The sequence below is a fragment of the Streptomyces sp. NPDC002499 genome, assembly GCF_053595415.1.
The window spans coordinates 1-24,598 of sequence record NZ_JBSFXO010000010.1; the positions used below are offsets into that span (position 1 = coordinate 1).

The window sequence follows — 24,598 nt, forward strand, 5'->3', positions numbered from 1 at the left end:
CAGGGGGGACCCTGTGGGAGAGTAGGACACCGCCGAACAATTCTTGAGAAAACCCCCGTACCGTTTATTCGGTACGGGGGTTTTCTGCGTTTCGGGTCTGTATGGGGAAAACCCCAACCTCCAAGCTCCATTGCCGCTAAAGACGTCCCGCCGCCTTGAGAGCCAAATACGCGTCCGCCAAGGCCGGCGCCAGTTCCTCCGGTGTTTCGTCGACGACGGTGACGCCGTGCCGGCGGAGTTGTTCCGCGGTGCGGTGGCGTTCGCTCTGGGCCTGGGCGGCGGCTGCGGCCTCGTAGACGGCTTCGGTGTTTCCGCGGGCCGTGGCCATTCTGGCGATGTAGGGATCCGCCACCGATGCCACCAGAATCGTGTGGCGCTGGGTGAGTTGGGAGAGCACCGGGAGCAGGCCCTCTTCGACGGGGGCCGTGTCGAGGCTTGTGAGGAGCACGATCAGGGAGCGGCGGGGGGCCGTACGGAGAGCGGTGGCGGTCAGGCCTCTGGCGTCCAGTTCGACCAGTTCCGGTTCGAGGGTTGCCATCGCGTTGACCAAGGACGGGAGGACGTCTCGGGCCGTGCGGCCCTGGGTGAGGGCACGTACCCGGCGGTCGTATGCGAGGAGGTCCACGCGGTCGCCTGCGCGGGAGGCCAGGGCTGCGAGGAGCAGGGCTGCGTCCATGGAGGCGTCCAGGCGCGGTACGTCGCCCACGCGGCCGGCGGAGGTGCGGCCGGTGTCGAGGACCAGGAGGATGTGGCGGTCGCGTTCGGGGCGCCAGGTGCGTACGGCGACCGTGGACTGGCGGGCGGTGGCGCGCCAGTCGATGGAGCGGGTGTCGTCGCCGGGGACGTACTCGCGCAGGCTGTCGAATTCCGTGCCCTCGCCGCGGGTCAGCAGGCTGGTGCGGCCGTCGAGTTCGCGCAGGCGGGCGAGTTTCGAGGGCAGGTGCTTGCGGCTGGTGAACGGGGGCAGGACGCGGACCGTCCACGGGACTTTGTGGGTGCCCTGGCGCGAGAAGAGGCCGAGGGGGCCGTCGGAGCGGATGGTCACGCGGTCTGCCTGGCGGTCGCCGCGGCGGGTGGGACGTAGCCGCGTGGTGATGCGACGGCGTTCGCCGGCGGGGACCGTCAGGCGGTGGCGGGAGGCCTCGACCTCGGTGCCGGGCTGCCAGCTGCTCGGGGGCCAGGCGTCACGCACGCGTGCGCGGAGTGGGTGACCCGAGGAGTTGGTGATCGTGAGGGTCACGTCGGCGGGTTCGCCCAGGCGGGCCGAGGTGTCGCCGGAGCGGGCGAGGCCCAGGCGGCGTACGGGGGCGGCCAGGGCGAAGTCGCAGGCGCAGGCGAGGGCCAGGGGGCCGTTGACCGCGAGGAGGCCCCACCAGCTGGGCTCCAGGATGCCGACGGGGACGGAGCCGAGGGCCGCGAGGAGGGCGGCGCGTCCGGTGAGTGCCATCAGCGGGGGACGGGGACGTGGGCGAGGATCGCGTTGATGACCGAGTCGGCTGTCACGCCCTCCATCTCGGCTTCCGGGCGGAGTTGTACGCGGTGGCGGAGGGTGGGCAGGGCGAGGGCCTTCACGTCGTCGGGGATGACGTAGTCGCGGCCCGTGAGCCATGCCCACGCGCGCGAGGTGGCCAGGAGGGCCGTGGCGCCGCGTGGGGAGACGCCCAGGGTGAGGGACGGGGACTCGCGGGTGGCGCGGCAGATGTCCACCACGTAGGCGGTGATCTCCGGGGAGACCGTCGTCTTCGCGACGGCGGCGCGGGCGGCTTCGAGGTCGGCGGGGCCCGCTACGGGGCGTACGCCGGCGGCGCGCAGGTCGCGCGGGTTGAAGCCCTCCGCGTGGCGGGTGAGGACGTTGATCTCGTCCTGGCGGGAGGGGAGAGGGATCGTCAGCTTGAGGAGGAACCGGTCGAGCTGGGCTTCCGGGAGGGGGTACGTGCCCTCGTACTCGACCGGGTTCTGGGTCGCGGCGACCAGGAAGGGGTCGGGGAGGGGGCGCGGGGTGCCGTCGACGGTGACCTGGCGTTCCTCCATGGCTTCGAGGAGGGACGACTGGGTCTTCGGCGGGGTGCGGTTGATCTCGTCCGCGAGAAGGAGGTTGGTGAAGACGGGGCCGGGCTGGAAGGAGAACTCGGAGCTGCGGGTGTCGTAGACGAGGGAGCCCGTGATGTCGCTCGGCATCAGGTCCGGGGTGAACTGGACGCGCTTGGTGTCGAGTTCGAGTGCGGATGCGAGGGCGCGGACAAGCAACGTTTTGGCGACCCCGGGGACTCCTTCAAGTAGTACGTGTCCGCGGCAGAGGAGGGCGACGACGAGGCCGGTCACGGCGGGGTCCTGGCCGACCACGGCTTTGGCGATCTCGGCGCGCAGGGCTTCCAGGGAGGCTCGGGCGGTGCCCGGATCCCCGGTGGTCCCGGCGTTGTCAGTGGTCGGATCCATCATGGACGGCGTACCTCTCTTTCGAGGGCGTCGAGTTGATCGGCGAGTGCGATGAGGGCCGTGTCGTCGCTGGGCGGCGGGCCGAAGAGGAGGGACTGCAGGGTGGTCTGGCCGTCGCCGTGGAGGTGGGCGGACAGAGCGGGGAGCAGGGTCTCGGGCGAGTGCGCCTGGGTGACGGGGACGCCTACGAGGGGGGCGAGTCTGGTGCGGGTGGTGGAGCGGAGAGCGGCGGACGCGCGGTCGCGGGCGTTGGCCTTGCGGTAGAGGCGCGCGCGGCCTTCGACGGTTTCGGAGGCGCGGATCGCCACGGGAAGTCTTTCGGGCACGAGGGGGCCGAGTCGGCGTGCCCGCCACAGGGCGGCGAGGAGTGCCGCGACGAAGAGCTGCAGTGTGCCCCAGAGCCAGCCGGAGGGGAGCAGGTCGAAGAGACCCTTCTCGCCGGTGTCGGTGGCGGAGATGTCGGAGAGCGAAGGGAGGTACCAGACCAGATGGGGGCGGGAGCCGAGGAGTTGGAGGGCGAGCGAGGCGTTGCCCTGGTCGTCGAGACGGTCGTTGAAGAGGATGTCGGGCGCGCCGAGGACCACGGTGTCGCCGTCCCCGGAGGTGTCCGGGATGCGCAGCAGGGTGGCCAGGCGTTCGCTGGGGTAGCACTCGTCGGCGCCGAGGTGCGTGGTGGTGTAGCGGATGCCGCCGGTGTCGGCGCGGCCCGCGGTGCGTGCGGCGGGCAGCGCGCAGTGCGGGGAGAGCGTCGAGTCGAGGCTGGTGGCGGGGTCGGCGGTGACGCCTGGGGCGAGCCTCTCCACGGATGCGCTGCCGGCGGCGACGAGGACGGTGCGTCCGCCGGAGCCGTGGGTCGAGGCGTGCAGGCGGGTCTGTTGGCGGTCGGTCAGCAGGTCGGGGGCGGCGATCAGGAGCGTGGTGTCCGGAGCGGCCGCGGCGCGTGCCTCGTCCAGGGTGGTGACCACGCGCGTGGAGACGCCGCGGTCGGCGAGGAGTTCGGCAACGGCGCGGCTGCCGTAGGGGTCGACGGAGCGCGGGTCGAGTGTGCCGTGCCGGGCGTCGGAGCGGATGACGGCGATCACGACGGCCGTCACCAGGACGAGCACGACGCCGAGTGCGATGCCTCGCGCGCGGGTCCACACCTGGCGTGGGGTGGGCGAGACCGAGGTGGCGGGGAGCGTGGCCTCGACGGTCACTGGGCGGCTCCCTGGCGGGCGGTGGGGGCCGTGCTGGGGCTGCTGCTGGCGAGTTGGGGCCTGGTGCGTTCGAGGTCGCGGTCGAGTTCGGCGATGCGGTGGTACGACTGCTCGCTCGCCCTGCGTCCGCCGTATGTCACGTCGTCGAAGTCCCGGGCGGCGGCGCGCAGCCGGTCTGTCTGGGAGGGCAGCGTGCGGCCGGCTTCCGCCGCGGCCTCGTCGGCGGTGCGGCCGGGGCGGATGTCGAGGAGGGCCCGTTCCTCCAGGGAGCGGACGATGGCGCGCATGCGTTCCTGGACGGCCTGGTTCCAGTGGCCCTGGGCGGCGTGTGCCTCGGCGGCGGCGCGGTGTTCGGCGGCGCTCCGGGGGCGGTCGTCGAACAGGGCGGCGGCGGAGACGGGTTGGCGGCGCGGTGTGCCCAGGCGCCACCACAGCACGCCCAGTACGGCGAGGACGGCCACGATGACGACGGTGAGGCCGAGCGCCCCGCCCGGCGTCGCGGTCGAGGCCGTGCCGAACAGCTTGTCGACCCATTTCCAGAAGGCGTTCAGGGCGCGCTCGAAGAGGCCGGGGTCGTTCTCGTGGTACATCCGCTTGGACAGCTCGCGCCGGGCGGCCTCCCGCGCGGGATCACGCGGGATCGTCACCGGCGGTTCGTCGGCCGAGCGCAGCGACAGTACGGAGGTGTCGCCGGCCCGCAGCAGGGTCCGTACGGACGATTCGGCGGCCCGTGGCAGTGCTGGCACCGCTGTGAGAACTCCCCCCGCCAGGCTCACCGCATCAGCTCCCCGAGCCGGCTGCGGTGCCGTAGTCCTGGACGCCGGCGGCGCGGGCCAGTTCGAGGTCGAGGGCCTCGCGACGGATGCGCTGGTCGATGTAGAGCAGCACGGTGACGCCGGCCGTGATCGGGAACGTGATCATCGAGCCGATCACGGCGCCGACACCGCTGATGATGAGGTACGTCCAACCGACGTCGCCGGCACCCGCGTTGAGGAAGCCGCTGACGCCGTCGCCGCTGAATGCCGAGGCGATCAGGGTGAAGGGGATGACGACGATCGAGGCGACGATGTTGGCGATGACGGTGGCGAGGAGCTGGATGCCGAAGACCCGCCACCAGGAGCCGCGGACCAGCTTCACGGAGCGGCTCATCGACTTCGTGATGCTCTGCTTCTCCAGCATCAGCGCGGGCGAGGACAGGGAGAAGCGGACCATCAGCCACACGGCGACGACCGCGGCTCCGAGGCCGCCCAGGATGCCGAGGGCGGCGCCCGGGCCGTCCGCTCCGGCGACGGCCACGAGGAGGCCGGGCAGGACGCCCACGATGACGATGCCGAACGCGATGAGCAGCAGCAGGAAGATCAGGCCGAACAGCCTGAGCAGCTGCGGGCGGGCGTCGCGCCAGGCCTCGCCGATGGTGACGGACTTGCCGAGTACGGCGCGGCTGGTGACGGTCGTCAGGAGGGCGGTGGCCGTGATCGTGCCGATCAGGGAGACCAGGAAGACGACGCCGCTGCTGATCATGGTGTCGCCCAGGGCGCGGGACACCTCGTCGAAGCTGGCGCTGGGGTCTTCGAGGGCGTCCGTGCTGACGGTGTCGTTCAGGATCAGGCCCTGGACGAGGATGACGATGATCTCGGTGAAGACCGCGACGGTCAGCGAGATGCCGAGGACCGTGCGCCAGTAGGTGCGCATGGTGGAGACCGCGCCGTCGAGGATCTCGCCTACGCCGAGCGGGCGGAGCGGGATCACGCCGGGCTTGGCCGCGGGCGGCGGGCCTCCCCAGGCGCCGCCTCCCCAACCGCCGTAGGGATTGCCTCCGTAGGGGCCCTGACCGCCGTAGCCGCCGGGACCGTAGCCACCGGGGCCGCCGGGTGCGCCCGGGCCTCCGTAGCCACCGCCGGGGGGCTGTCCGCCCCAGCCGGGGCCGGGTGGTGGGGGCGGCGGGGCCTGGCCCGGGTTCGGTGCGCCGGTGGGCGCGGACCACTGGCCGGCCGGGGGCTGCTCCTTGGACCACTTCGCGTTCTGGTCCTGCGGGTCCGTGCCGGGCTGGCCGGCGGGCTCCGCCGGGCCCGGACGGTCGGTGGGCACGGCCGGGTCGGACGCGCCGGGCTCCTGCCCGTCGGACGGGGCAGATCCGGGCGAGGCCCAGCCCGGAGTGTCGTTCATCGTCGCTCCTTCACGGTGCCCGTCCGCGGTCGCGGTGGCAGGTTGGCTGCCATCGTGCCATGGGGTGGTCACCGGGGTATCGGCCGCGGTATGGGCTGCGCACCTTCAATTGTCGGCCCGGTAAGGGGCAGACTGACCGCATGGCTGATCAGCACGCGCAAACCGGCGAGGACCACAGGCCCACCGAGATACCGGCGATCCGATGGGAGGAGCCACCCGAAGGCCCCGTACTGGTCCTTCTCGATCAGACGAGGCTGCCGGCCGAGGAGGTCGAGCTGGTCTGCACGGACGCGTCCGCGCTGGTGGAGGCCATCCGTTCGCTCGCCGTGCGCGGGGCGCCGCTGCTCGGCATCGCGGGGGCCTACGGCGTCGCGCTCGCCGCCGCGCGCGGGTTCGACGTGGACGAGGCCGCGGCCGTGCTGGCGGGAGCGCGGCCGACCGCGGTGAACCTCGCCGTCGGTGTGCGCAGGGCCCGGTCCGCGCACCGGGCCGAGTTCGCCAAGAGCGGGGACTCCGAGCTTGCCGCCCGGGCGGCGCTGGATGCGGCGAAGCGGCTGCACCAGGAGGACGCCGAGGCCAGTGCCCGGATGGCCGAGCGCGGGCTGGCGCTGCTCGACGAGCTGCTGCCCGGTGGCGGACACCGGATTCTCACGCACTGCAACACCGGCGCGCTGGTGTCGGGCGGCGAGGGGACGGCGTTCGCGGTGGCCCTCGCGGCGCATCGGGCGGGGCAGCTGCGGCGGCTCTGGGTGGACGAGACGCGTCCTTTGCTGCAAGGCGCTCGCCTGACGGCATACGAGGCGGCTCGCAACGGGATGGCGTACACCTTGCTCACGGACAACGCGGCGGGTTCGCTGTTCGCGGCCGGTGAGGTGGATGCCGTGCTGATCGGGGCGGACCGGATCGCGGCCGACGGTTCGGTGGCGAACAAGGTGGGGAGCTATCCGCTCGCCGTGCTCGCGCGGTACCACCATGTGCCGTTCATCGTGGTGGCACCGATCACCACGGTGGATCCGGACACGGCGGACGGGGCGTCCATCGAGGTGGAACAGCGTCCGGGGTACGAGGTGACCGAGGTCGCCGCGCCCCATGCGCCGGTCACGGGAGCGGGCGGCGGGATTCCGGTGGCACCGCTGGGGACCCAGGCGTACAACCCGGCGTTCGATGTGACACCGCCCGAGCTAGTGACCGCGATCGTCACGGAAGAGGGCGCCGTTTCGCCCGTGACGGCCGAGGCTCTCGCCGAGCTGTGTGCCAGGTCGCGTGAGGTGACGACAGGCTGACGGGACGACGTCGCTTCCCTCGACGGCAACGGCCCCTCCACCTGCGGTGATTCGTAGGCCGAGGGGCTGTGACGTGCACGGTTGACGGCATGGCGATGCCAGGGGAGTCGGTGGGTTGCGGTGGCGTGATGTCGGCGCAATGAGGCCAATTCGCGACCTACTGGAATCTGGTCGGATTCAACCACACTTGAACACATGGGCGGTTTATCGGATCAGACCTGGTTCGTGTGCGATCGCTGCGGTAAGGCGGGCCCGTCTGTGCGTGAGCGGGGGCGAATCCCTCTCATGGCCAAGCACTGCGACGGCTGTTGGCGCGCCCTCGCCGACGAGATGGCCGAAGTCGATGGAGCCACGGCCCCGCCTCGGCCCGAGCCCGACCTCGACGACATGTCGTGGATCGAACCGCCCAGGTGTCCCGAGTGCGGAGCGCTGATCCGCGTGTACCCGACCAACTACGACCGGTGGGTCAGTCTCGCGACGCTGGAGCTCCCGGCCAAGGACGTCCCCGAGGTCTACCGCTGGCGTTTGACCACGCTGCGGGGTCGATCACCCGTTCCCACGGATATCGTGGCGGTACGAGTCCGAGGGGTCGACCCACTGCCCGGTGAGCCCGTGGTGCCGGCTCACCGCATGGTGTGTGTCCCCGACGAGGCGTGAGTTTCACGCCACCGTGTCGGGAGCCGTTCCGTCGGTGGCGGCCGAGTGAGCGTGCGTGCGCGTCGCCGAGCTGACATCCGTCGCTGACATCAACGTCGGGGGACGGGGGCAGACAGTGACGACCGCCTGCCACTATGGTCACGGGGCAGTGACCTGCCTCACCTGCACCTTCGCCGCCGTTATGAGAATGGGATGATGTCGTTTATGAAGGGACGAGTCCTTGTCGTCGACGACGACACCGCACTGGCCGAGATGCTCGGCATTGTGTTGCGTGGTGAAGGTTTTGAGCCGTCTTTCGTAGCCGACGGAGACAAGGCGCTGGCCGCCTTCCGGGAGAGCAAGCCCGATCTGGTGCTGCTCGACCTGATGCTGCCGGGCCGCGACGGTATCGAGGTGTGCCGCCTGATCAGGGCGGAGTCCGGGGTGCCGATCGTGATGCTCACGGCGAAGAGCGACACGGTGGATGTCGTCGTGGGCCTGGAGTCGGGCGCGGACGACTACATCGTGAAGCCGTTCAAGCCGAAGGAGCTGGTCGCCCGGATCCGGGCGCGGCTGCGGAGGTCGGAGGAGCCGGCGCCCGAACAGTTGGCCATAGGCGATCTGGTCATCGACGTGGCCGGTCACTCCGTGAAGCGGGAAGGGCAGTCGATCGCGCTGACGCCGTTGGAGTTCGACCTGCTGGTCGCGCTGGCGCGGAAGCCGTGGCAGGTGTTCACGCGTGAGGTGCTCCTGGAGCAGGTCTGGGGCTACCGGCACGCCGCCGACACCCGTCTGGTGAACGTGCACGTCCAGCGGCTGCGCTCCAAGGTCGAGAAGGACCCCGAGCGGCCGGAGATCGTGGTGACCGTCCGAGGCGTCGGTTACAAGGCAGGGCCGAGCTGACATGTCCGGTGACAGTGCCGCTTCGGCGTCCGGGCACAGCGGGGCCCGCGCGGGGCGGCCTGTCGGCCCGGAGACGGCGGGCTCCCGCTGGGGGGACCTGCTGGAGGGCGGGCTGCTGCAGGGCGGGGTCCAGGGCAGCCCGGTGCTCCGCCTGTTCATGCGCTGGCTGCGCCGGCCGCTGCTGCCCGTCATGCGGCTGTGGCGGCGCAACATCCAGCTCAAGGTCGTCGTCACGACCCTGCTGATGTCGCTGGGCGTCGTGCTGCTGCTCGGCTTCGTCGTCATCGGGCAGGTGCGCAACGGCCTGCTGGACGCCAAGGTGAAGGCCTCGCAGAGCCAGGCCACCGGCGGCTTCGCGGTGGCCAAGCAGCGTTCCGACGAGGCGGCGGCGGGGACCGGGGACGAGGGTGCCGCGGCGACCGCGGACGACCGTTCCTCGCAGAACGTCATCGCCTGGATGAGCGACCTCGTGTCGTCGCTGTCCAGCGGCGGGCAGGGCGCCTTCGACGTGGTCACGCTCCCCGTCGACGACAGCGGTGGCGGTGGCGGGCGCGGCCCGCGTGCCTCCGGTGGCGTCGACCCCACCGTGAGCGTGCCCGAGGCCCTGCGCGACAAGATCAACGACAGTTCCTCGGCAGCCCAGAGCTACACCCGCATCGTCTACAAGGACGGCGGCAAGGAGTCCCAGTCGGCGCTGGTCATCGGCAAGCAGGTCAACGACCCGAACGGTGACCCGTACCAGCTCTACTACCTCTTCCCGCTCACGCAGGAGGAGAAGTCGCTGAGCCTGGTCACGGGCACGCTGGCGACCGCCGGGCTCTTCGTCGTCGTACTCCTGGGGGCCATCGCCTGGCTGGTGGTGCGGCAGGTCGTCACGCCGGTGCGGATGGCGGCCGGGATCGCCGAGCGGCTGTCGGCGGGGCGGCTTCAGGAGCGGATGAAGGTCACCGGCGAGGACGACATCGCGCGGCTCGGCGAGGCCTTCAACAAGATGGCGCAGAACCTGCAGCTGAAGATCCAGCAGCTGGAGGACCTCTCGCGGATGCAGCGGCGGTTCGTGTCGGACGTGTCGCACGAGCTGCGGACGCCGCTGACGACCGTACGGATGGCGGCCGATGTCATCCATGACGCGCGCGTGGACTTCGATCCGATGACCGCGCGGTCGGCGGAGCTGCTCGCCGACCAGCTGGACCGGTTCGAGACGCTGCTCGCGGATCTGCTGGAGATCAGCCGCTTCGACGCGGGCGCTGCGGCGCTGGAGGCCGAGCCGATAGACCTCAGGGAGGTCGTCCGGCGGGTGCTCAGCGGGGCCGCGCCGCTCGCCGAGCGCAAGGGGACGCACGTGCGTGTGATCGGCGACCAGCAGCCCGTGGTGGCCGAGGCGGATGCCCGGCGCGTGGAGCGGGTGCTGCGCAACCTCGTCGTCAACGCCGTTGAGCACGGTGAGGGCAAGGACGTCGTCGTCAAGCTGGCCTCGGCGGGCGGGGCGGTGGCGGTCGCGGTGCGCGACTACGGGGTGGGGCTCAAGCCCGGCGAGGCCACGCGCGTGTTCAGCCGCTTCTGGCGCGCCGACCCGGCACGCGCGCGTACCACCGGCGGCACGGGCCTGGGGCTGTCGATCGCCCTGGAGGACGCGCGGCTGCACGGCGGCTGGCTTCAGGCGTGGGGTGAGCCGGGCGGCGGTTCGCAGTTCCGGCTGACGCTGCCCAGGACCGCGGACGAGCCGCTGCGGGGCTCCCCGATACCGCTGGAGCCCAGGGACTCGCGGCGCAACCGCGGACTCGACGACGCGGGGCTGCCGCGCGCGGGCGGCGACAAGGCCGCCACCGTGCCCGCGCAGCCGACCGGGGACCAGATACCGATGACGCCGCGGCTGACCGGTGCGACCGCCACGGCCGACCCGACGGCGCTGCCCGGCAACGGCGCGCGCGTGGTGCCCCGGCCCGTCTCGGGCGCACGACGACAGGACGGGAAGCCCGCCGCCGACGGCGCGCGGAGCGAGACCGCCGGCCGCCAGGACGCCGGGCCGGGGGACGCGAACAAGCAAGGGGAGGCATCTCGTGGGCGCTGACCGCGTCGGGGGCGCTCGGCGGGGGGCCACGCGCGCGACGGCGTACGCCGCCTGTGGCGTCGTACTGCTGGCGGGCTGTGCCTCGATGCCCGACAGCGGGGATCTGCGCGGGGTCGAGTCCACGCCCCGGCAGGACACCCAGGTGCGGGTCTTCGCGATGCCGCCCCAGGACGACGCCCAGCCCTCGGACATCGTGTCGGGCTTCCTGGAGGCGCTGACCAGTGACGATCCGGGGTACTCGACGGCGCGCCAGTACCTGACCCGCACGGCGTCGCAGACGTGGCAGCCGGGGCTGTCCACCACGGTCCTGCAGAACGGTCCGGGGACCGAGGCCATCGGGCACGAGGTCGCCAACGACCTGACGTTCACGCTGACCGGCACCAAGGTCGCCACCGTGGACGAGCAGCAGTCGTACGCGGCCGCCAAGGGGGCCTATGCCGCGCCGGTGCACCTGACGCGGGACAAGAAGACCAAGCAGTGGCGCATCGACAGGCTGCCGCAGGGCGTCGTCATGGGGAAGTCGGACTTCCAGCGCAACTACATGTCCGTCAACAAGTACTACTTCGCGTCGAACACCACGGCGACCACGCAGGCGCATACCGCGGCGGTCGCCGACCCCGTGTACGTACGCCGGTACGTGGACCCCACGACGGAGATGGTCCGGTCCCTGCTCAACGGGCCGTCGAGCTGGCTCGACCCGGTGGTCCGGACGAGCTTCCCGACGGGTACGGCGCTCAAGAAGGGCGTCAAGGCGCTCACGCCGGACGACCAGAACAAGCTGACCGTGCCGCTGAACGAGAACGCCGCCCGGGTCGGCACGGCGAAGTGCAGCGAGATGGCGGCCCAGCTGCTGTTCACCCTGCAGAACCTCACCCCGATCGTGGACACGGTCGAACTCCGTTCCGGCAGCAAGCGGTTGTGCTCGCTCGGCGACGACCCGGGGGACCTCGTCGACACGCGCGCGTCGGCGCAGCATCCCTCCTACCTGTACTTCATCGACAGCAAGAAGCGGCTGGTACGGCTGTCGGCCGCCAATCCCGGCACCACGCCCGACCCGGTGCCGGGCGCGCTGGGAGAGACCGGCAAGGCGCTGCTGTCGGTGGCCGTGTCCCGGGACGAGCAGTCCGCGGCCGGGGTCGCCGACGAGGGCAAGGACCTGTACGTCGCCTCCCTGGTGTCGGGCGGATCGCTCGGGGACGCCGTGCTGACCAGCCACGGCTCGACCGAGGCCAACCGGCTGACGGCGCCCAGCTGGGACGCGCACGGCGACCTCTGGGTGGCCGACCGCGACCCCGCCGACCCCCGCCTGCTCCTGCTGGAGCAGGGCAGGGGCGAGCCGATCGTGGTGAAGGCACCCGGCCTCGACGGACGCATCCAGGACGTCCGGGTGGCCGCCGACGGAGTGCGGATCGCGCTCGTGGTGGCCAAGGGCGACCGGACGTCGCTGCTCATCGGGCGGATCGAGCGGACCGGCGAGACCGGCGGCAAGGACGAGCGGCCGACGGTCTGGGTGCAGGAACTGCGCTCCGCGACACCGGAGTTGGAGGACGTCACCGCCATGTCGTGGGCCGGGGACAGCCGGCTCGTGGTGGTCGGGCGGGAGCAGGGCGGTGTGCAGACCATGCGGTACGTCCAGATCGACGGCTCCACGCCGGAGGGTCCCGCGCCCGCGGCCCTGACCGGGGTCAAGGAGCTCACGGCGGCCGAGGACGAGGGGCTTCCGCTGGTGGCGTACTCGGAGGACGGGATCGTACGACTGCGGTCCGGGGCGCAGTGGCAGAAGGTGGTCACGGACGGGACGGCGCCGGTCTATCCGGGGTGAGTCCCACTCCCAGTCCTGGCATCAGCCGAAGCCACTAACTCCGGCCCCCAACGGCAGCCACGGCCACCGCCGCGAGTTGTCCACAGGGAGTTATCCACAGGGGTGGTCGGGCGGCTCGGGTCTTGGCACAGTGGTGGGCATGCGGGGGTGGTGGCAGGACCTCACCGATCTGGTGCTGCCGGCCGAGTGCGGAGGCTGCGGGAGGCCTCGCACGGTGCTCTGCCCGGAGTGCCGTGCCGCCCTGAGCGGGGCCGCACCGTGCCGGGTGCGACCGGTGCCGGAGCCGCCCGGGCTGCCCGTGGTGCACGCGGCCGCCCGGTACGCGGACGCGGTGCGGGCCGTGCTGCTGGCCCACAAAGAGCGCGGCGCGCTGGCTCTCACGGCACCGCTGGGCGCGGCTCTGGCGGGGGCTGTGCGGGCGGGACTGGGGGAGATCGGCAGTGAGCGGGTCGGTGGGGAGTGGACCGGCGGGGCGGAATCGTCGGCGGTCGGGGCGCGACTCGGCGGGGCTGTGCCGGCGCGGCCTCGGGGTGGCGGTATTCAGACGTGGGCCCGGGGCGACCTGAGCGGCGGCGCTCCTGTGCTGCTCGTCCCCGTTCCCTCCGCGGGCGGTGCGGTGCGGGCACGCGGGCATGACCCGGCGCGGCGGATCGCGCTCGCGGCCGCCGGTGAGCTGCGGCGGACCGGGACCCGCGCGCGGGTGCTGGCGGTGCTGCGGCAGAATCGGGCCGTGGCCGACCAGTCCGGGCTCAACTCCCGGCAGCGGCTGGACAATCTCGCGGGCGCGCTGGCGGTGGCCCCCGGCGGTGCGGGGCTGCTGGGCGGAGGGCGGGTCGTGCTCGTCGACGACCTCATGACCACGGGCGCCTCGCTGACGGAGGCGGCGCGGGCCGTGCGGGCGGCGGCCCATGGCCATGCCGACGAAGATCCGCGGGCGGCCGTGTACGCGGCGCTGAGTCGGGCAGACGGTGGTCAACGTATGAGTGGATCAAGTGACGCCGTTGACGTGATCTGCGCAGCTGTGGTCGCGGCGTCGCCTGATTCCTTCGAAATAAACCGGAACTGACTGGAAACTTGCATCGTTGCAGGTAATGAGAGGGTCAATTCACCAGAACGGAGGTACGCGGCGGTAGAGGGTGACGACATCCGTCCGGGCGAGATATGTTCGGTTGTGAGGAAAAGGCCCAGGCCATACCTCGCGTATCGGAATGCCGTGCTGCGGGTTTTGCACAATCACCCGCGCCGGTGGGGTGGAGATCTTGCCTGTGGGGGAGGAGGAGGTGGAAGTCACCGAGTCCGAGGTTCCGGTGGTTCACCGGAACCGGGTGCAAAGGGAGATGCTCCGCAGGCGAAGCGGGGCTATCCGGGAACGGAGTTCTGCGTGGACATCGTCGTCAAGGGCCGCAAGACCGAGGTGCCCGAGCGGTTCCGCAAGCACGTGGCCGAGAAGCTGAAGCTGGAGAAGATCCAGAAGCTCGACGGCAAGGTGATCAGCCTCGACGTGGAGGTGTCCAAGGAGCCGAACCCCCGACAGGCCGACCGTTGTGACCGAGTGGAGATCACGCTCCGCTCCCGCGGTCCGGTGATTCGGGCGGAAGCATCGGCCAACGACCCGTACGCGGCGCTCGACCTCGCGGCGGAGAAGCTGGACGCCCGGCTGCGCAAGCAGCACGACAAGCGGTTCTCGCGCCGCGGTGCCCGCAGGATCCCGGCGGCCGAGGTCGCCGACCACGTCCCGGGCGCGGCGACGCTCAACGGGAACGGCCACCCCGTCCACGAGGACGAGGTGGACGGAATCCCCACCAAGAAGATCGGCTCGCTGGAAGTGAAGGGTGACGGCCCCCTCATCGTCCGCGAGAAGACCCACGTCGCCTCCCCGATGACTCTCGACCAGGCCCTCTACGAGATGGAACTGGTCGGCCACGACTTCTACCTGTTCGTCGACTCCGAGACCAAGGAACCGAGTGTCGTCTACCGGCGGCACGCCTACGACTACGGCGTCATTCACCTGAGCACGGACCCGATGGTGGCCCAGGTGCAGTCCCCCGCGCCGGGGGGCACGCTGGGCGGCTGACCGGCCCCGCAGACCACTGAGCCTGTGCCCCTGGAGCGCGTGTGCGCCCCCAGGGGCACCGGTGTGCGACCAGTTCGCGCCTCGCGCGGTCACCGCGTTGTCATCCAGGCATGGAATCATGGCCACAGCGGCTCAACCGGTGGGCCGTTGCCTTGGGTTGGCGATGGCACAGCACCACAGGCCACAGCCTTCAGGGGGAGGAACGATGGCGGACAGCTTCGGACCGATGCATGACGGAGATGCCGACGGCGGCACCGTCGCCATGGGCCCGGACGCGGGCACACCACGCAAGGAGCCGATCAGGGTCCTGGTCGTGGACGACCACGCCCTCTTCCGTCGTGGCCTGGAGATCGTGCTCGCGGCCGAGGAGGACATCCAGGTCGTGGGCGAGGCCGGGGACGGTGCGGAAGCCGTCGACAAGGCCGCCGACCTGCTGCCGGACATCATCCTGATGGACGTGCGGATGCCCAAGCGCGGCGGTATCGAGGCCTGCACCTCCATCAAGGAGGTGGCCCCCAGCGCGAAGATCATCATGCTGACGATCAGCGACGAGGAAGCCGACCTCTACGACGCGATCAAGGCGGGCGCGACCGGATATCTCCTCAAGGAGATCTCCACGGACGAGGTGGCCACCGCCATTCGCGCGGTGGCCGACGGACAGTCGCAGATCAGTCCGTCCATGGCGTCGAAACTGCTCACCGAGTTCAAGTCGATGATCCAGCGCACCGACGAGCGTCGGCTGGTGCCGGCGCCGCGATTGACCGACCGCGAACTCGAGGTGCTCAAACTCGTCGCCACGGGGATGAACAACCGCGATATCGCCAAGGAGTTGTTCATCTCCGAGAACACCGTGAAGAACCATGTGCGCAACATCCTGGAGAAGCTGCAGCTGCACTCCAGGATGGAGGCCGTGGTCTACGCGATGCGGGAGAAGATTCTCGAGATCCGCTGACGCCGGTCGGTACAGGACCTCCGGCGGCGCATCGCGTGAACTCGGTCAGCGCAGCGCGGCGGTCAGCGCGCGGGTCACCTCCTTGATGAGAGGCTCGCGCAGCTCCGGCGCGTCCACCCGCTCCACGCGTACGTTCGTGCAGTCCACCCAGCTCGCCGCCTCGACCAGCGCCTCCGCCACCTTCGGGACCGCTTTCGCGCCGTCCAGGGTGACCTGCCTGGCGATCAGGGTCTGGCCCTCGCGGCCCGGGTCCACCCGGCCGACGAGGCGGCCTCCGGCGAGGACCGGCATCGCGAAGTAGCCGTGGATGCGCTTCGGCTTGGGGACGTAGGCCTCCAGGCGGTGGGTGAAGCCGAAGATCCGCTCCGTGCGCGCCCGTTCCCAGATCAGGGAGTCGAACGGGGACAGCAGCGTGGTGCGGTGACGGCCGCGCGGAGGTGTCTCCAGGGCCGCGGGGTCGGCCCAGGCCGGCTTGGCCCAGCCCTCGACCGTGACGGGCACCAGGCCCGAGTCGGCAATCACCGCGTCGACCTGCTCGCCCTTGAGACGGTGGTAGTCGGCGATGTCCGCGCGCGTGCCGACGCCCAAGGACTGGCCCGCGAGGGCTACCAGGCGGCGTACGCACTCGGCGTCGTCCAGGTCGTCGTGCAGCAGCTCGTCGGGGATCGCGCGCTCGGCGAGGTCGTAGACCCGCTTCCAGCCGCGGCGCTCCACGCACACCACCTCGCCGTACATCAGCGCGCGCTCCACGGCGACCTTCGAACCCGACCAGTCCCACCACTCGCTGGTGCGCTTGGCACCGCCCAACTCCGTGGCCGTGAGGGGACCTTCGGCGCGGAGCTGCTTGACGACCTGGTCGTAGGTGCCGTCGGGGAGGTCGTGGTTCCAGTGCGGGCGGGCGCGGTAGGCGCGGCGGCGGAAGGCGAAGTGCGGCCACTCCTCGACGGGGAGGATGCACGCGGCGTGCGACCAGTACTCGAAGGCGTGCGGCCGGGCCGGGGCGGTGCCGGGGGTCGCCGTCTGCCAGTAGGCGTCCTCGACCGTCCTGCGGCCCACCGCGCCGAGGCGGGCGTACGGGATGAGTTCGTGGGAGCGGGCCAGGACCGAGATCGTGTCCAGCTGGACCGCGCCGAGATGGCGGAGGACGCCCCGGACGCCCGCCCTGCGGTCGGGGGTGCCCAGGAAACCCTGAGCGCGCAGCGCGATACGGCGGGCCTCGTCTGCCGAGAGGTCGGTGAAAGGACGCGGGGTCGTCATGGTCCGCACGATAGAGGGCGGCACTGACAACGCAACGTGAGCTGCGGGTTTGCCGCTGCGCCGGTCATGACGAAAGCGCCGGCCCCGACCGACGCACCGGCCCTACGCGGGAGCCGGCAGATACGGCGCCGTCGACGGCAGTCCCAGATCCGACGGCAGCAGGGAACCCACCCAACAGTCCCGTCGTACTCCCTTGTTGTTGATCGAGGAGCGCAGCGTGCCCTCGACGACGAAGCCCGCTCGCTCCGCCACCGCGCGGGAGCCCGTGTTGCCCACCTCCGCGCGCCATTCGACGCGGTCGATCGACATCTGGGTGAATGCCCAGTGGGAGGCGGCGAGGGCGGCCTCGGTGGTGTAGCCGTGGCCGCGGTGCTCCTTGGCGCCCCAGAAGCCGACCTCGGCCACCCCCAGGGAGCGCATCGAGAGGCTCAGCATGCCCGCCAGGTCGCCTTCGGGTTCGGGAAGGAAGACGCCGAACGTGAACATGGAGGCGTTCGCCCAGCCGTCCGGGACCAGTTGTTCCGTGAAACTCCGCGCGTGCTCGGGCAGATAGGGCGACGGAATCGTGGTCCAGCGCTGAATGTCCGGGTCCTGGGCGGCCGCGTACACGGCGTCGGTGTCCTGCGGACCGACCGTGCGCAGAAGCAGGCGGGCCGTCGTGAGCGTCACGGGTTCCATCGGCCGATTCTGCTCGGAACGCCCGTGAGAGCGCCATCTTTTAGCGCTCCGTGAGCGGGTGATCACAATTCGCGCAATTCGTCGGCGGGGCGCGGCACCATCGGCGGGGCCCGGCCGTTGTTCCCTTTGAAGAAGATTTGAAGCAGCGCGCGAAGCGGTGGAGGTCGTCGTCGCGACAGGCCTCCCGGCTTGGTGGTGTCCTCGCATACGATGGCCGTTGCTCAGTAAGTCCAAGGAAACCGACTCTGCCAGGCCCGACCGGCAAGGAGACCAACCCCCGTGTCCGTCCTCTCGAAGATCATGCGTGCAGGCGAAGGCAAGATCCTGCGCAAGCTGCACCGCATCGCGGACCAGGTCAACTCCATCGAAGAGGACTTCATCGACCTCTCCGACGCCGAGCTGCGGGCCCTCACCGATGAGTACAAGCAGCGGTACGCCGATGGTGAGAGTCTGGACGACCTGCTTCCCGAAGCGTTCGCCACCGTGCGCGAGGCCGCCAAGCGCGTCCTGGGCCAGCGGCACTACGACGTGCAGATGATGGGCGGCGCCGCCCTCCACCTCGGCTACGTGGCCGAGATGAAGACCGGCGAGGGCAAGACCCTGGTCGGCACCTTGCCCGCGTATCTGAACGCGCTGTCCGGCAAGGGCGTTCACCTGATCACGGTCAACGACTACCTGGCCGAGCGCGACTCCGAGATGATGGGCCGCGTCCACAAGTTCCTGGGCCTGGAAGTCGGTTGCATCCTCGCCAACATGACGCCGGCCCAGCGTCGCGAGCAGTACGCGTGCGACATCACCTACGGCACGAACAACGAGTTCGGCTTCGACTACCTGCGCGACAACATGGCGTGGGCCCAGGACGAGCTCGTCCAGCGCGGCCACAACTTCGCCATCGTCGACGAGGTCGACTCCATCCTGGTCGACGAGGCCCGTACGCCGCTGATCATCTCCGGCCCGGCCGACCAGGCCACCAAGTGGTACGGCGACTTCGCCAAGCTGGTCACGCGCCTCAAGCGCGGCGAGGCGGGCAACCCCCTCAAGGGCGAGGAGGAGAGCGGCGACTACGACGTCGACGAGAAGAAGCGCACCTGCGCGATCCACGAGTCCGGGGTCGCCAAGGTCGAGGACTGGCTGGGCATCGACAACCTCTACGAGTCGGTGAACACCCCGCTGGTGGGCTACCTGAACAACGCCATCAAGGCCAAGGAGCTCTTCAAGAAGGACAAGGACTACGTCGTCCTCGACGGCGAGGTCATGATCGTCGACGAGCACACCGGCCGTATCCTCGCCGGCCGCCGCTACAACGAGGGCATGCACCAGGCGATCGAGGCGAAGGAAGGGGTGGACATCAAGGACGAGAACCAGACCCTCGCCACGATCACCCTCCAGAACTTCTTCCGCCTCTACAAGCGTCACGACCAGGCGGGCAAGGAGCAGTCCGGCCTGTCCGGCATGACCGGTACGGCGATGACCGAGGCCGCCGAGTTCCACCAGATCTACAAGCTCGGCGTGGTCCCGATCCCGACGAACCGGCCGATGGTCCGCAAGGACCAGTCCGACCTGATCTACCGCACCGAGGTCGCCAAGTTCGAGGCGGTCGTCGACGACATCGCGGAGAAGCACGAGAAGGGCCAGCCGATCCTCGTCGGTACGACGTCGGTCGAGAAGTCCGAGTACCTCTCGCAGCAGCTCTCCAAGCGCGGCATCCAGCACGAGGTGCTGAACGCCAAGCAGCACGACCGTGAGGCGCCGATCATCGCCCAGGCCGGCCGCAAGGGTGCCGTGACGGTCGCCACCAACATGGCCGGCCGTGGCACGGACATCAAGCTCGGCGGCAACCCCGACGACCTCGCCGAGGCGGCGCTGCGTCAGCGCGGGCTCGACCCCGAGGAGCACATCGAGGAGTGGGCCCACGCCCTGCCCGCCGCTCTGGAGAACGCCGTAGAGGCGGTCAAGGCGGAGTTCGAGGAGGTCAAGGACCTCGGTGGGCTCTACGTCCTCGGTACCGAGCGGCACGAGTCGCGGCGTATCGACAACCAGCTGCGCGGTCGTTCCGGCCGTCAGGGCGACCCGGGCGAGTCCCGCTTCTACCTCTCCCTCGGCGACGACCTGATGCGCCTGTTCAAGGCCCAGATGGTCGAGCGCGTGATGTCGATGGCGAACGTGCCGGACGACGTCCCGATCGAGAACAAGATGGTCACGCGCGCGATCGCGTCCGCCCAGTCGCAGGTCGAGCAGCAGAACTTCGAGACCCGCAAGAACGTCCTCAAGTACGACGAGGTCCTCAACCGCCAGCGCGAGGTCATCTACGGCGAGCGCCGCCGCGTCCTGGAGGGCGAGGACCTCCAGGAGCAGGTCGTGCACTTCATGGACGACACGATCGACGCGTACATCGGCGCGGAGACCGCCGAGGGCTTCCCGGAGGACTGGGACCTCGACCGGCTGTGGGGCGCCTTCAAGCAGCTCTACCCGGTGAAGATCACCGTCGAGGAGCTGGAGGAGGCGGCGGGCGACCGGGCCGGCCTGACCGCCGAGTTCATCTCCGAGTCCATCAAGGACGACATCCACGAGCAGTACGAGGGCCGCGAGACCCAGCTCGGCTCCGAGATCATGCGTGAGCTGGAGCGCCGGGTCGTGCTGTCGGTCCTGGACCGCAAGTGGCGCGAGCACCTCTACGAGATGGACTACCTCCAGGAGGGCATCGGCCTGCGCGCGATGGCCCAGAAGGACCCGCTGGTCGAGTACCAGCGCGAGGGCTTCGACATGTTCACCGCCATGATGGAGGGCATCAAGGAGGAGTCCGTCGGCTACCTGTTCAACCTGGAGGTCCAGGTCGAGCAGCAGGTCGAGGAGGTCCCGGTCGAGGACGCGGCGCCGGTCGACATGGCCAAGCAGGACGCGGTGCCGGCCCAGGCGACCGGCCGTCCGGAGATCCGCGCCAAGGGCCTGGACGCTCCCGCGCGCCGGAACCTGCACTTCTCCGCCCCGACCGTGGACGGCGAAGGCGGCACCATCGAGGGCGACTTCGCCGGTGACGACGAGCCGGTGCGCTCCGAGGCCGACGGCCTCACGCGCGCGGAGCGCCGCAAGCAGTCCCGCAGCCGCGGTCGCCGCAAGAAGTAGCCACGAGCAGCAAGTGACGGCGCCCGGAGCGCCGTGACGCGGGAAGGGCCGGGTCACCCCAGGGTGCCCGGCCCTTCGGCGTGCGGTGGGGCACGCACGGCGTCGGGGCCGGGTGGCGGGGCGAGGCGCCTCTGGGCCGAGTGGGCGGGCAAGGAGCCTCTGGGCCGGGTGGCCGGGCAGCAGCCTCTGGTCCGGGGGTCAGTCGTCGTCCGTGAGGTGCGTCGGGCGTGGGCCGCCCATCTCCACCGCCGTGCAGCGCCAGCGCAGGTCGACGCCCTGTTCCAGGCGGAAGGCCATGGCCCGCAGTTGGTCGCCGGCGCCGATCCGGGCGAAGGCCTCGATGGCGCCCTCGCGCGGGACGAAGTAGCCGATGTCGCGGACGACGGGTCGGGCGCCACGCGTGCGCAGGGGCGTGCGGTCGGCGAGCAGGGCCAGTTCGTCGTAGGCGCGGCCCGCGGTGTGCCGGAGCATCCAGTGCACCGGGCGCTGACCGCTCAGCACCGCCAGGAGCCGGTCGGCGAAGACGTCGGTGGGACGGGGCTGCGGGGCGGGCGGCCGGCGCCGGGCCTGGGCGGGGACGGTCGTCCGGCTCGCGGGACCGGTGACACCGCCCGCGGTGACCGGGGCCGGGACGGTACCGGGTGGGGCGTGGGCGGGGGTGCGCGCGGAGGGCGCGGTGCCGGGGGCGGTGTGCGTGGTGAGGCCGGTGGCGGTGCGTGCGGTGGGGCCGGTGGCGGTGCCTGTGGTGGGGCTGTTGGCCGTGCGCGGCGCGGGCACCCTCGTGATGTCCCGCGAGGGCGTCGCCGGGCCCGGAGCGATGGCGCCCTGGGTCGGTGTGGCCGTGCCCTGCGGCCGCCTGACGGTGCCCGGGGCGCTCGTGGTGCTCCGGCCCGGGCCCGACGCCGGGCGGCCGTCCGTGGGCCTTGTGCGCGGGGAGAGGGTGCCTGCGCGGGAGCCCGGCGGGCGGTCGCCGTCCGGGGCCGTGAGAGGCGCTGTGCCACCCGGCGTACGGGGTGGGGTGCCGCCCGGGCGGCTCGGGTCGCGGCGGGCCGGCGGACGGCCGGCCGTGCGGTGCTGCGCCCTGGTCATGACCTTGTGCATGGGAGTCCCCGTTCGCTCGGCCCGATGCATACCGGGCGGTAACTTTTGCGGTGGGGCTCTTGTACGGCGACGGAGGCGGCCGGGGCAAGGAAGCGCCGGCCCGGGTCGGGGTGGCCGGGATGTTCACTTATCCGAGTGATCGAGGGGGCGGGAAACCCCGTGTTCTCCGGGGTGCCCCGGGTGAGTTCCGAGGACGGGGGTGGACGCCCTTCAAGGTGCGGGTGGGGACTCGAAAGGGGACTCCAACCGAGTCCGGCGCGCGTCCCGCACGTATCCTGAAGGCCCTCCGGGAGGCGCGGCTCAGCCCTCCCCGGGACCCCTGCGGAACCCACCGACCGAAAGCAGCCGGCCATGCGCGTGTACGTCCCCCTGACCCTCTCCGGTCTCGCCGAGGCGTACAAGACGGGCGAGTTGGCGACCGGACCGTTCCTCGCCTACGCCGTCACCCCCGCGTTGCGCGAGTGGTACCTCTCGGACGACATCGAGGAACTGGAGTACGCGGCGCTGAACCGGGCCGCGCTGGCCTCCCTGCGGCAGCTGGCGGCGGACCCCGCGGCGGTACGGCGCCGGGTCGTCGTCGCCCTCGACGTGCCGGACGGTGCCGCGGTCGCCGACCCGGACCGCGGGCTCGATCCGGCGGCGCTGGGCGAGGTGCGGGTCGCCGGGACCGTGGCGCTGGCCAAGGCGGCCGCCGTGCACGTGGACGCCGACGACGCGGAGACGGACGTGGCCGCCGCGGCCGACGCCGTGGGTGCGGCGGACGGCGGGGACGACGACGCGCAGTTCGTGGTGGACGGGGCCGAGGACCACGAGCTGCTGTGGTTCGCGACGCAGGAGATCCCGAACCTGGTGGGGCTCGGGAGCTGAGGCCCCGACGCCGGCCGGCCCGGGGACTGAGGCCTCGGCCACGGCCGGCCTCTTGATTGTCAGTGGCGGCGGGTACGTTTTTGGCATGGGGACGCAGACAGGGGCCCACATCGTGTGGGACTGGAACGGGACGTTGTTCCACGACAACGACGCGATCATCGGTGCGACGAACGCGGCCTTCGCCGAGCTGGGCCTTGAGCCGATCACGATGGAGCGGTATCGGGCGCTGTACTGCGTGCCGGTGCCGAAGTTCTACGAGCGGCTGCTCGGGCGGCTGCCGACCGACGCCGAGTGGGAGGTCATGGACGAGACCTTCCACCGGTACTACACCGAGCACCGGGTGGGGTGCGGGCTCACCGACGGCGCGGTGGAGTTGCTCGCCGGCTGGCGGTCGGCGGGGCGCAGCCAGTCGCTCCTGAGCATGTACGGGCACGACGAACTGGTCCCGCTGGTCCGGGGATTCGGCATCGAGCCGCACTTCCTGCGCGTCGAAGGCCGGATCGGGCCGTCCGGCGGCAGCAAGGCCGAGCACATGGTCCGCCACCTCGGCGCACTGGAACTGGTGGAGCCGGCCCGCACGGTGGTGATCGGGGACGCCGCCGACGACGCCGTGGCCGCGCTGCACGTCGGTGCGAGAGCCGTGCTCTACACCGGCGGTTCGCACGGCCGGGCCAGCCTGGAGGCGGTGGGCGTACCGGTGGTGGACACCCTGGCGGAAGCGGTCGCGGAGGCGGAACGCATAGCGGCGTAGCCCTCCGGGGGTGGAGCGGTGTGAAACCGACGGCACGTCGAGCGGTGCGGGCGACTCGGGCCCGCGGCGGCGTCGGCCCGTCGGGGCGCGACGTCCGCGAGGACACCGCGCCCCGCCGCCTGGTAGCACCGGGCCTCGCCGACCGGTCACGCCGGTCCGCCGATCGGATGCGCCAGCTTCGCCGACCGGCCCCGCCGATCAGTCACCCCGGCTCGCCGACCAGTCCCCCCGGCCCCGCCGACCCAACCCAACCCCACCCCGCCCCCGCCGACCCAACTCCGCCCCGGCCGACCGCCTAGGTCACCGGTGCCTTCGCCCTCAGCACCGTCAGGAACTCCCGCATCCACGCCGGGTGGTCCGGCCAGGCTCGGGAGGAGACCAGGGTGCCGTCGACGACCGCCTCGGTGTCCTGGAAGGTGGCTCCGGCGGCCTGCATGTCGGGCTCGAGGGCGGGGTACGCCGTGACCCGGCGGCCGCGAAGGCTGTCGATCGCCGCGGTGAGCAGGGGGCCGTGGCAGATCTGGGCGACCGGTTTGTCCGCGTCGAAGAAGGACTTGAGGATCTTGCGCAGCTCGGGGTCGTTGCGCAGGTACTCGGGGGCACGGCCACCGGGGATGACGAGGGCGACGTACTGGCCGGGGTCGACATCGGCGAAGGCCAGGTCGGCGGGCCAGGTGTAGCCGGGCTTCTCGGTGTACGTGTCGAAGCCGGGTTCGAAGTCGTGGACGACGAACCGGAGCTGCTTGCGAGTGGGGGCCGCGATGTGGACCTCGTAGCCCTCTTCGCGGAGCCGCTGGTAGGGGTAGAGGACCTCCAGGGACTCCGCCGCGTCGCCGGTGACGATCAGGATTTTGGCTGTCATGTCGGCAACGTGCCCCCGTCGGGCGCGCTTGCCAAGGGGGCGTGCGCCGAACGGAGGAGGGAGGGAGCGCATGGGGGAGTTCCGCCGAAGACGGTCGCCGTGTCCGCACTGTCCGCGGTCGCGCGGAATACGCCCTCGGCGCGTACTTCGCTCCTGTGCAGAACGTCAAAGTTCCACCCCTGGTTTTGTACACATACGGCTCATGACGGGGCCCCCGCAAGGAGCGATAGCCTTGGTGGCGTGATCAGCGCGATAGCTCGCGGGGGCACTGTTGCCCCTGCCCTGCGCCCGGTGAACACGGACCACATCCGTGTCCGGGCGGCGGTCGCTGGTCCGCGCGGGCGGGACGGAGGCGTGAGCGCCCCCGAGGCGCCGCGCACCCCCCGGGAAGAGGCGCCGCCGAGAGCAGCGTCACACCCC

The 24,598-nt window shown here is 71.3% G+C and carries 20 protein-coding genes; 11 read left to right on the forward strand and 9 right to left on the reverse strand.

Features of this window, described 5'->3' with window-relative positions:
- Positions 1-136 precede the first annotated feature (136 nt).
- The 5 genes from ACWD5F_RS27620 to ACWD5F_RS27640 are packed head-to-tail and all read right to left on the reverse strand — an operon-like array spanning position 137 to position 5,798.
- The gene (locus tag ACWD5F_RS27620; RefSeq protein WP_451258300.1) at positions 137-1,447 is read right to left on the reverse strand and encodes a DUF58 domain-containing protein; all 1,311 of its coding nucleotides are present in this window, start codon (positions 1,445-1,447) and stop codon (positions 137-139) included.
- A complete protein-coding gene (locus ACWD5F_RS27625) occupies positions 1,447-2,436 on the reverse strand; it encodes an AAA family ATPase (RefSeq protein WP_451258302.1) in 990 nt (329 codons plus the stop codon). Before ACWD5F_RS27625 ends, ACWD5F_RS27620 begins: the two co-directional genes overlap by 1 nt.
- On the reverse strand, positions 2,436-3,632 hold the full coding sequence (locus ACWD5F_RS27630) for a DUF4350 domain-containing protein (protein WP_451258304.1): 1,197 nt from the start codon (positions 3,630-3,632) through the stop codon (positions 2,436-2,438). The genes ACWD5F_RS27625 and ACWD5F_RS27630 overlap by 1 nt, the downstream gene beginning before the upstream one ends.
- Complete coding sequence (locus ACWD5F_RS27635; RefSeq protein WP_451258306.1) at positions 3,629-4,408, reverse strand: DUF4129 domain-containing protein; 780 nt, start codon at positions 4,406-4,408, stop codon at positions 3,629-3,631. The genes ACWD5F_RS27630 and ACWD5F_RS27635 overlap by 4 nt, the downstream gene beginning before the upstream one ends.
- 4 nt (positions 4,409-4,412) lie before the next feature.
- The gene (locus ACWD5F_RS27640; RefSeq protein ID WP_451258308.1) at positions 4,413-5,798 is read right to left on the reverse strand and encodes a DUF7544 domain-containing protein; all 1,386 of its coding nucleotides are present in this window, start codon (positions 5,796-5,798) and stop codon (positions 4,413-4,415) included.
- Between the two features lie 140 nt (positions 5,799-5,938).
- On the opposite strand from ACWD5F_RS27640, the gene mtnA reads away from it, so the two are divergent.
- The 8 genes from mtnA (at position 5,939) to ACWD5F_RS27680 (ending at position 15,539) form a co-directional block, all read left to right on the forward strand.
- On the forward strand, positions 5,939-7,081 hold the full coding sequence (mtnA, locus tag ACWD5F_RS27645) for an S-methyl-5-thioribose-1-phosphate isomerase (RefSeq protein WP_451258310.1): 1,143 nt from the start codon (positions 5,939-5,941) through the stop codon (positions 7,079-7,081).
- Between the two features lie 285 nt (positions 7,082-7,366).
- Positions 7,367-7,738 carry a DUF6083 domain-containing protein gene (locus ACWD5F_RS27650; protein WP_451258312.1) on the forward strand — a complete coding sequence of 124 codons (372 nt, stop codon included), beginning with the start codon at positions 7,367-7,369 and terminating at the stop codon, positions 7,736-7,738.
- A 192-nt stretch (positions 7,739-7,930) separates the two neighbouring features.
- Positions 7,931-8,620, forward strand: coding sequence for a two-component system response regulator MtrA (gene mtrA, locus ACWD5F_RS27655; protein WP_016438163.1), 690 nt, complete (start codon positions 7,931-7,933; stop codon positions 8,618-8,620).
- A gap of 1 nt (position 8,621) precedes the next feature.
- A complete protein-coding gene (mtrB, locus tag ACWD5F_RS27660) occupies positions 8,622-10,691 on the forward strand; it encodes an MtrAB system histidine kinase MtrB (protein ID WP_451258314.1) in 2,070 nt (689 codons plus the stop codon).
- Positions 10,681-12,513 (forward strand): LpqB family beta-propeller domain-containing protein, encoded by a 1,833-nt coding sequence (locus tag ACWD5F_RS27665; RefSeq protein ID WP_451258316.1) that lies wholly within the window; start codon positions 10,681-10,683, stop codon positions 12,511-12,513. Before mtrB ends, ACWD5F_RS27665 begins: the two co-directional genes overlap by 11 nt.
- Positions 12,514-12,652: 139 nt before the next feature.
- The gene (locus ACWD5F_RS27670) at positions 12,653-13,579 is read left to right on the forward strand and encodes a ComF family protein (protein ID WP_451258318.1); all 927 of its coding nucleotides are present in this window, start codon (positions 12,653-12,655) and stop codon (positions 13,577-13,579) included.
- Between the two features lie 315 nt (positions 13,580-13,894).
- Positions 13,895-14,587, forward strand: coding sequence for a ribosome hibernation-promoting factor, HPF/YfiA family (gene hpf, locus ACWD5F_RS27675; protein ID WP_124000375.1), 693 nt, complete (start codon positions 13,895-13,897; stop codon positions 14,585-14,587).
- A gap of 205 nt (positions 14,588-14,792) precedes the next feature.
- Positions 14,793-15,539, forward strand: a complete 747-nt coding sequence (locus ACWD5F_RS27680; RefSeq protein ID WP_124000374.1) for a response regulator transcription factor — start codon at positions 14,793-14,795, stop codon at positions 15,537-15,539.
- 45 nt (positions 15,540-15,584) lie between these two features.
- Here the strand turns inward: ACWD5F_RS27680 and ACWD5F_RS27685 are convergent, their stop codons facing one another.
- A complete protein-coding gene (locus ACWD5F_RS27685; protein ID WP_451258321.1) occupies positions 15,585-16,796 on the reverse strand; it encodes a winged helix-turn-helix domain-containing protein in 1,212 nt (403 codons plus the stop codon).
- A 102-nt stretch (positions 16,797-16,898) separates the two neighbouring features.
- Entirely contained in the window at positions 16,899-17,474 is a 576-nt protein-coding gene (locus ACWD5F_RS27690; RefSeq protein WP_401727157.1) for a GNAT family N-acetyltransferase, read from the reverse strand.
- Positions 17,475-17,753: 279 nt separating this feature from the next.
- On the opposite strand from ACWD5F_RS27690, the gene secA reads away from it, so the two are divergent.
- Complete coding sequence (gene secA, locus ACWD5F_RS27695) at positions 17,754-20,597, forward strand: preprotein translocase subunit SecA (protein ID WP_451258323.1); 2,844 nt, start codon at positions 17,754-17,756, stop codon at positions 20,595-20,597.
- Between the two features lie 198 nt (positions 20,598-20,795).
- Here the strand turns inward: secA and ACWD5F_RS27700 are convergent, their stop codons facing one another.
- A complete protein-coding gene (locus ACWD5F_RS27700; RefSeq protein WP_451258325.1) occupies positions 20,796-21,686 on the reverse strand; it encodes an Rv3235 family protein in 891 nt (296 codons plus the stop codon).
- 363 nt (positions 21,687-22,049) lie between these two features.
- On the opposite strand from ACWD5F_RS27700, the gene ACWD5F_RS27705 reads away from it, so the two are divergent.
- Positions 22,050-22,565 carry a DUF6912 family protein gene (locus ACWD5F_RS27705; protein ID WP_401727153.1) on the forward strand — a complete coding sequence of 172 codons (516 nt, stop codon included), beginning with the start codon at positions 22,050-22,052 and terminating at the stop codon, positions 22,563-22,565.
- 85 nt (positions 22,566-22,650) lie between these two features.
- Positions 22,651-23,316: an HAD family hydrolase gene (locus tag ACWD5F_RS27710; RefSeq protein WP_401727152.1), complete on the forward strand. Its 666-nt coding sequence runs from the start codon at positions 22,651-22,653 to the stop codon at positions 23,314-23,316.
- A 295-nt stretch (positions 23,317-23,611) separates the two neighbouring features.
- Here ACWD5F_RS27710 and ACWD5F_RS27715 read toward each other — a convergent pair whose 3' ends face one another.
- Positions 23,612-24,178 carry a DJ-1/PfpI family protein gene (locus ACWD5F_RS27715; RefSeq protein WP_124000368.1) on the reverse strand — a complete coding sequence of 189 codons (567 nt, stop codon included), beginning with the start codon at positions 24,176-24,178 and terminating at the stop codon, positions 23,612-23,614.
- Positions 24,179-24,598: the final 420 nt, after the last annotated feature.

Coding starts and splice junctions, on each gene's coding strand:
- mtnA (WP_451258310.1), top strand. CDS start 5,939: ATGGCTGATCAGCACGCGCAAACCGGCGAGGACCACAGGCCCACCGAG.
- ACWD5F_RS27670 (WP_451258318.1), top strand. CDS start 12,653: ATGCGGGGGTGGTGGCAGGACCTCACCGATCTGGTGCTGCCGGCCGAG.
- ACWD5F_RS27690 (WP_401727157.1), bottom strand. CDS start 17,474: ATGGAACCCGTGACGCTCACGACGGCCCGCCTGCTTCTGCGCACGGTC.
- ACWD5F_RS27710 (WP_401727152.1), top strand. CDS start 22,651: ATGGGGACGCAGACAGGGGCCCACATCGTGTGGGACTGGAACGGGACG.
- mtrA (WP_016438163.1), top strand. CDS start 7,931: ATGATGTCGTTTATGAAGGGACGAGTCCTTGTCGTCGACGACGACACC.
- mtrB (WP_451258314.1), top strand. CDS start 8,622: ATGTCCGGTGACAGTGCCGCTTCGGCGTCCGGGCACAGCGGGGCCCGC.
- ACWD5F_RS27715 (WP_124000368.1), bottom strand. CDS start 24,178: ATGACAGCCAAAATCCTGATCGTCACCGGCGACGCGGCGGAGTCCCTG.
- ACWD5F_RS27680 (WP_124000374.1), top strand. CDS start 14,793: ATGGCGGACAGCTTCGGACCGATGCATGACGGAGATGCCGACGGCGGC.
- ACWD5F_RS27685 (WP_451258321.1), bottom strand. CDS start 16,796: ATGACGACCCCGCGTCCTTTCACCGACCTCTCGGCAGACGAGGCCCGC.
- ACWD5F_RS27700 (WP_451258325.1), bottom strand. CDS start 21,686: ATGACCAGGGCGCAGCACCGCACGGCCGGCCGTCCGCCGGCCCGCCGC.
- ACWD5F_RS27620 (WP_451258300.1), bottom strand. CDS start 1,447: ATGGCACTCACCGGACGCGCCGCCCTCCTCGCGGCCCTCGGCTCCGTC.
- ACWD5F_RS27650 (WP_451258312.1), top strand. CDS start 7,367: ATGGCCAAGCACTGCGACGGCTGTTGGCGCGCCCTCGCCGACGAGATG.
- ACWD5F_RS27625 (WP_451258302.1), bottom strand. CDS start 2,436: ATGGATCCGACCACTGACAACGCCGGGACCACCGGGGATCCGGGCACC.
- ACWD5F_RS27705 (WP_401727153.1), top strand. CDS start 22,050: ATGCGCGTGTACGTCCCCCTGACCCTCTCCGGTCTCGCCGAGGCGTAC.
- ACWD5F_RS27640 (WP_451258308.1), bottom strand. CDS start 5,798: ATGAACGACACTCCGGGCTGGGCCTCGCCCGGATCTGCCCCGTCCGAC.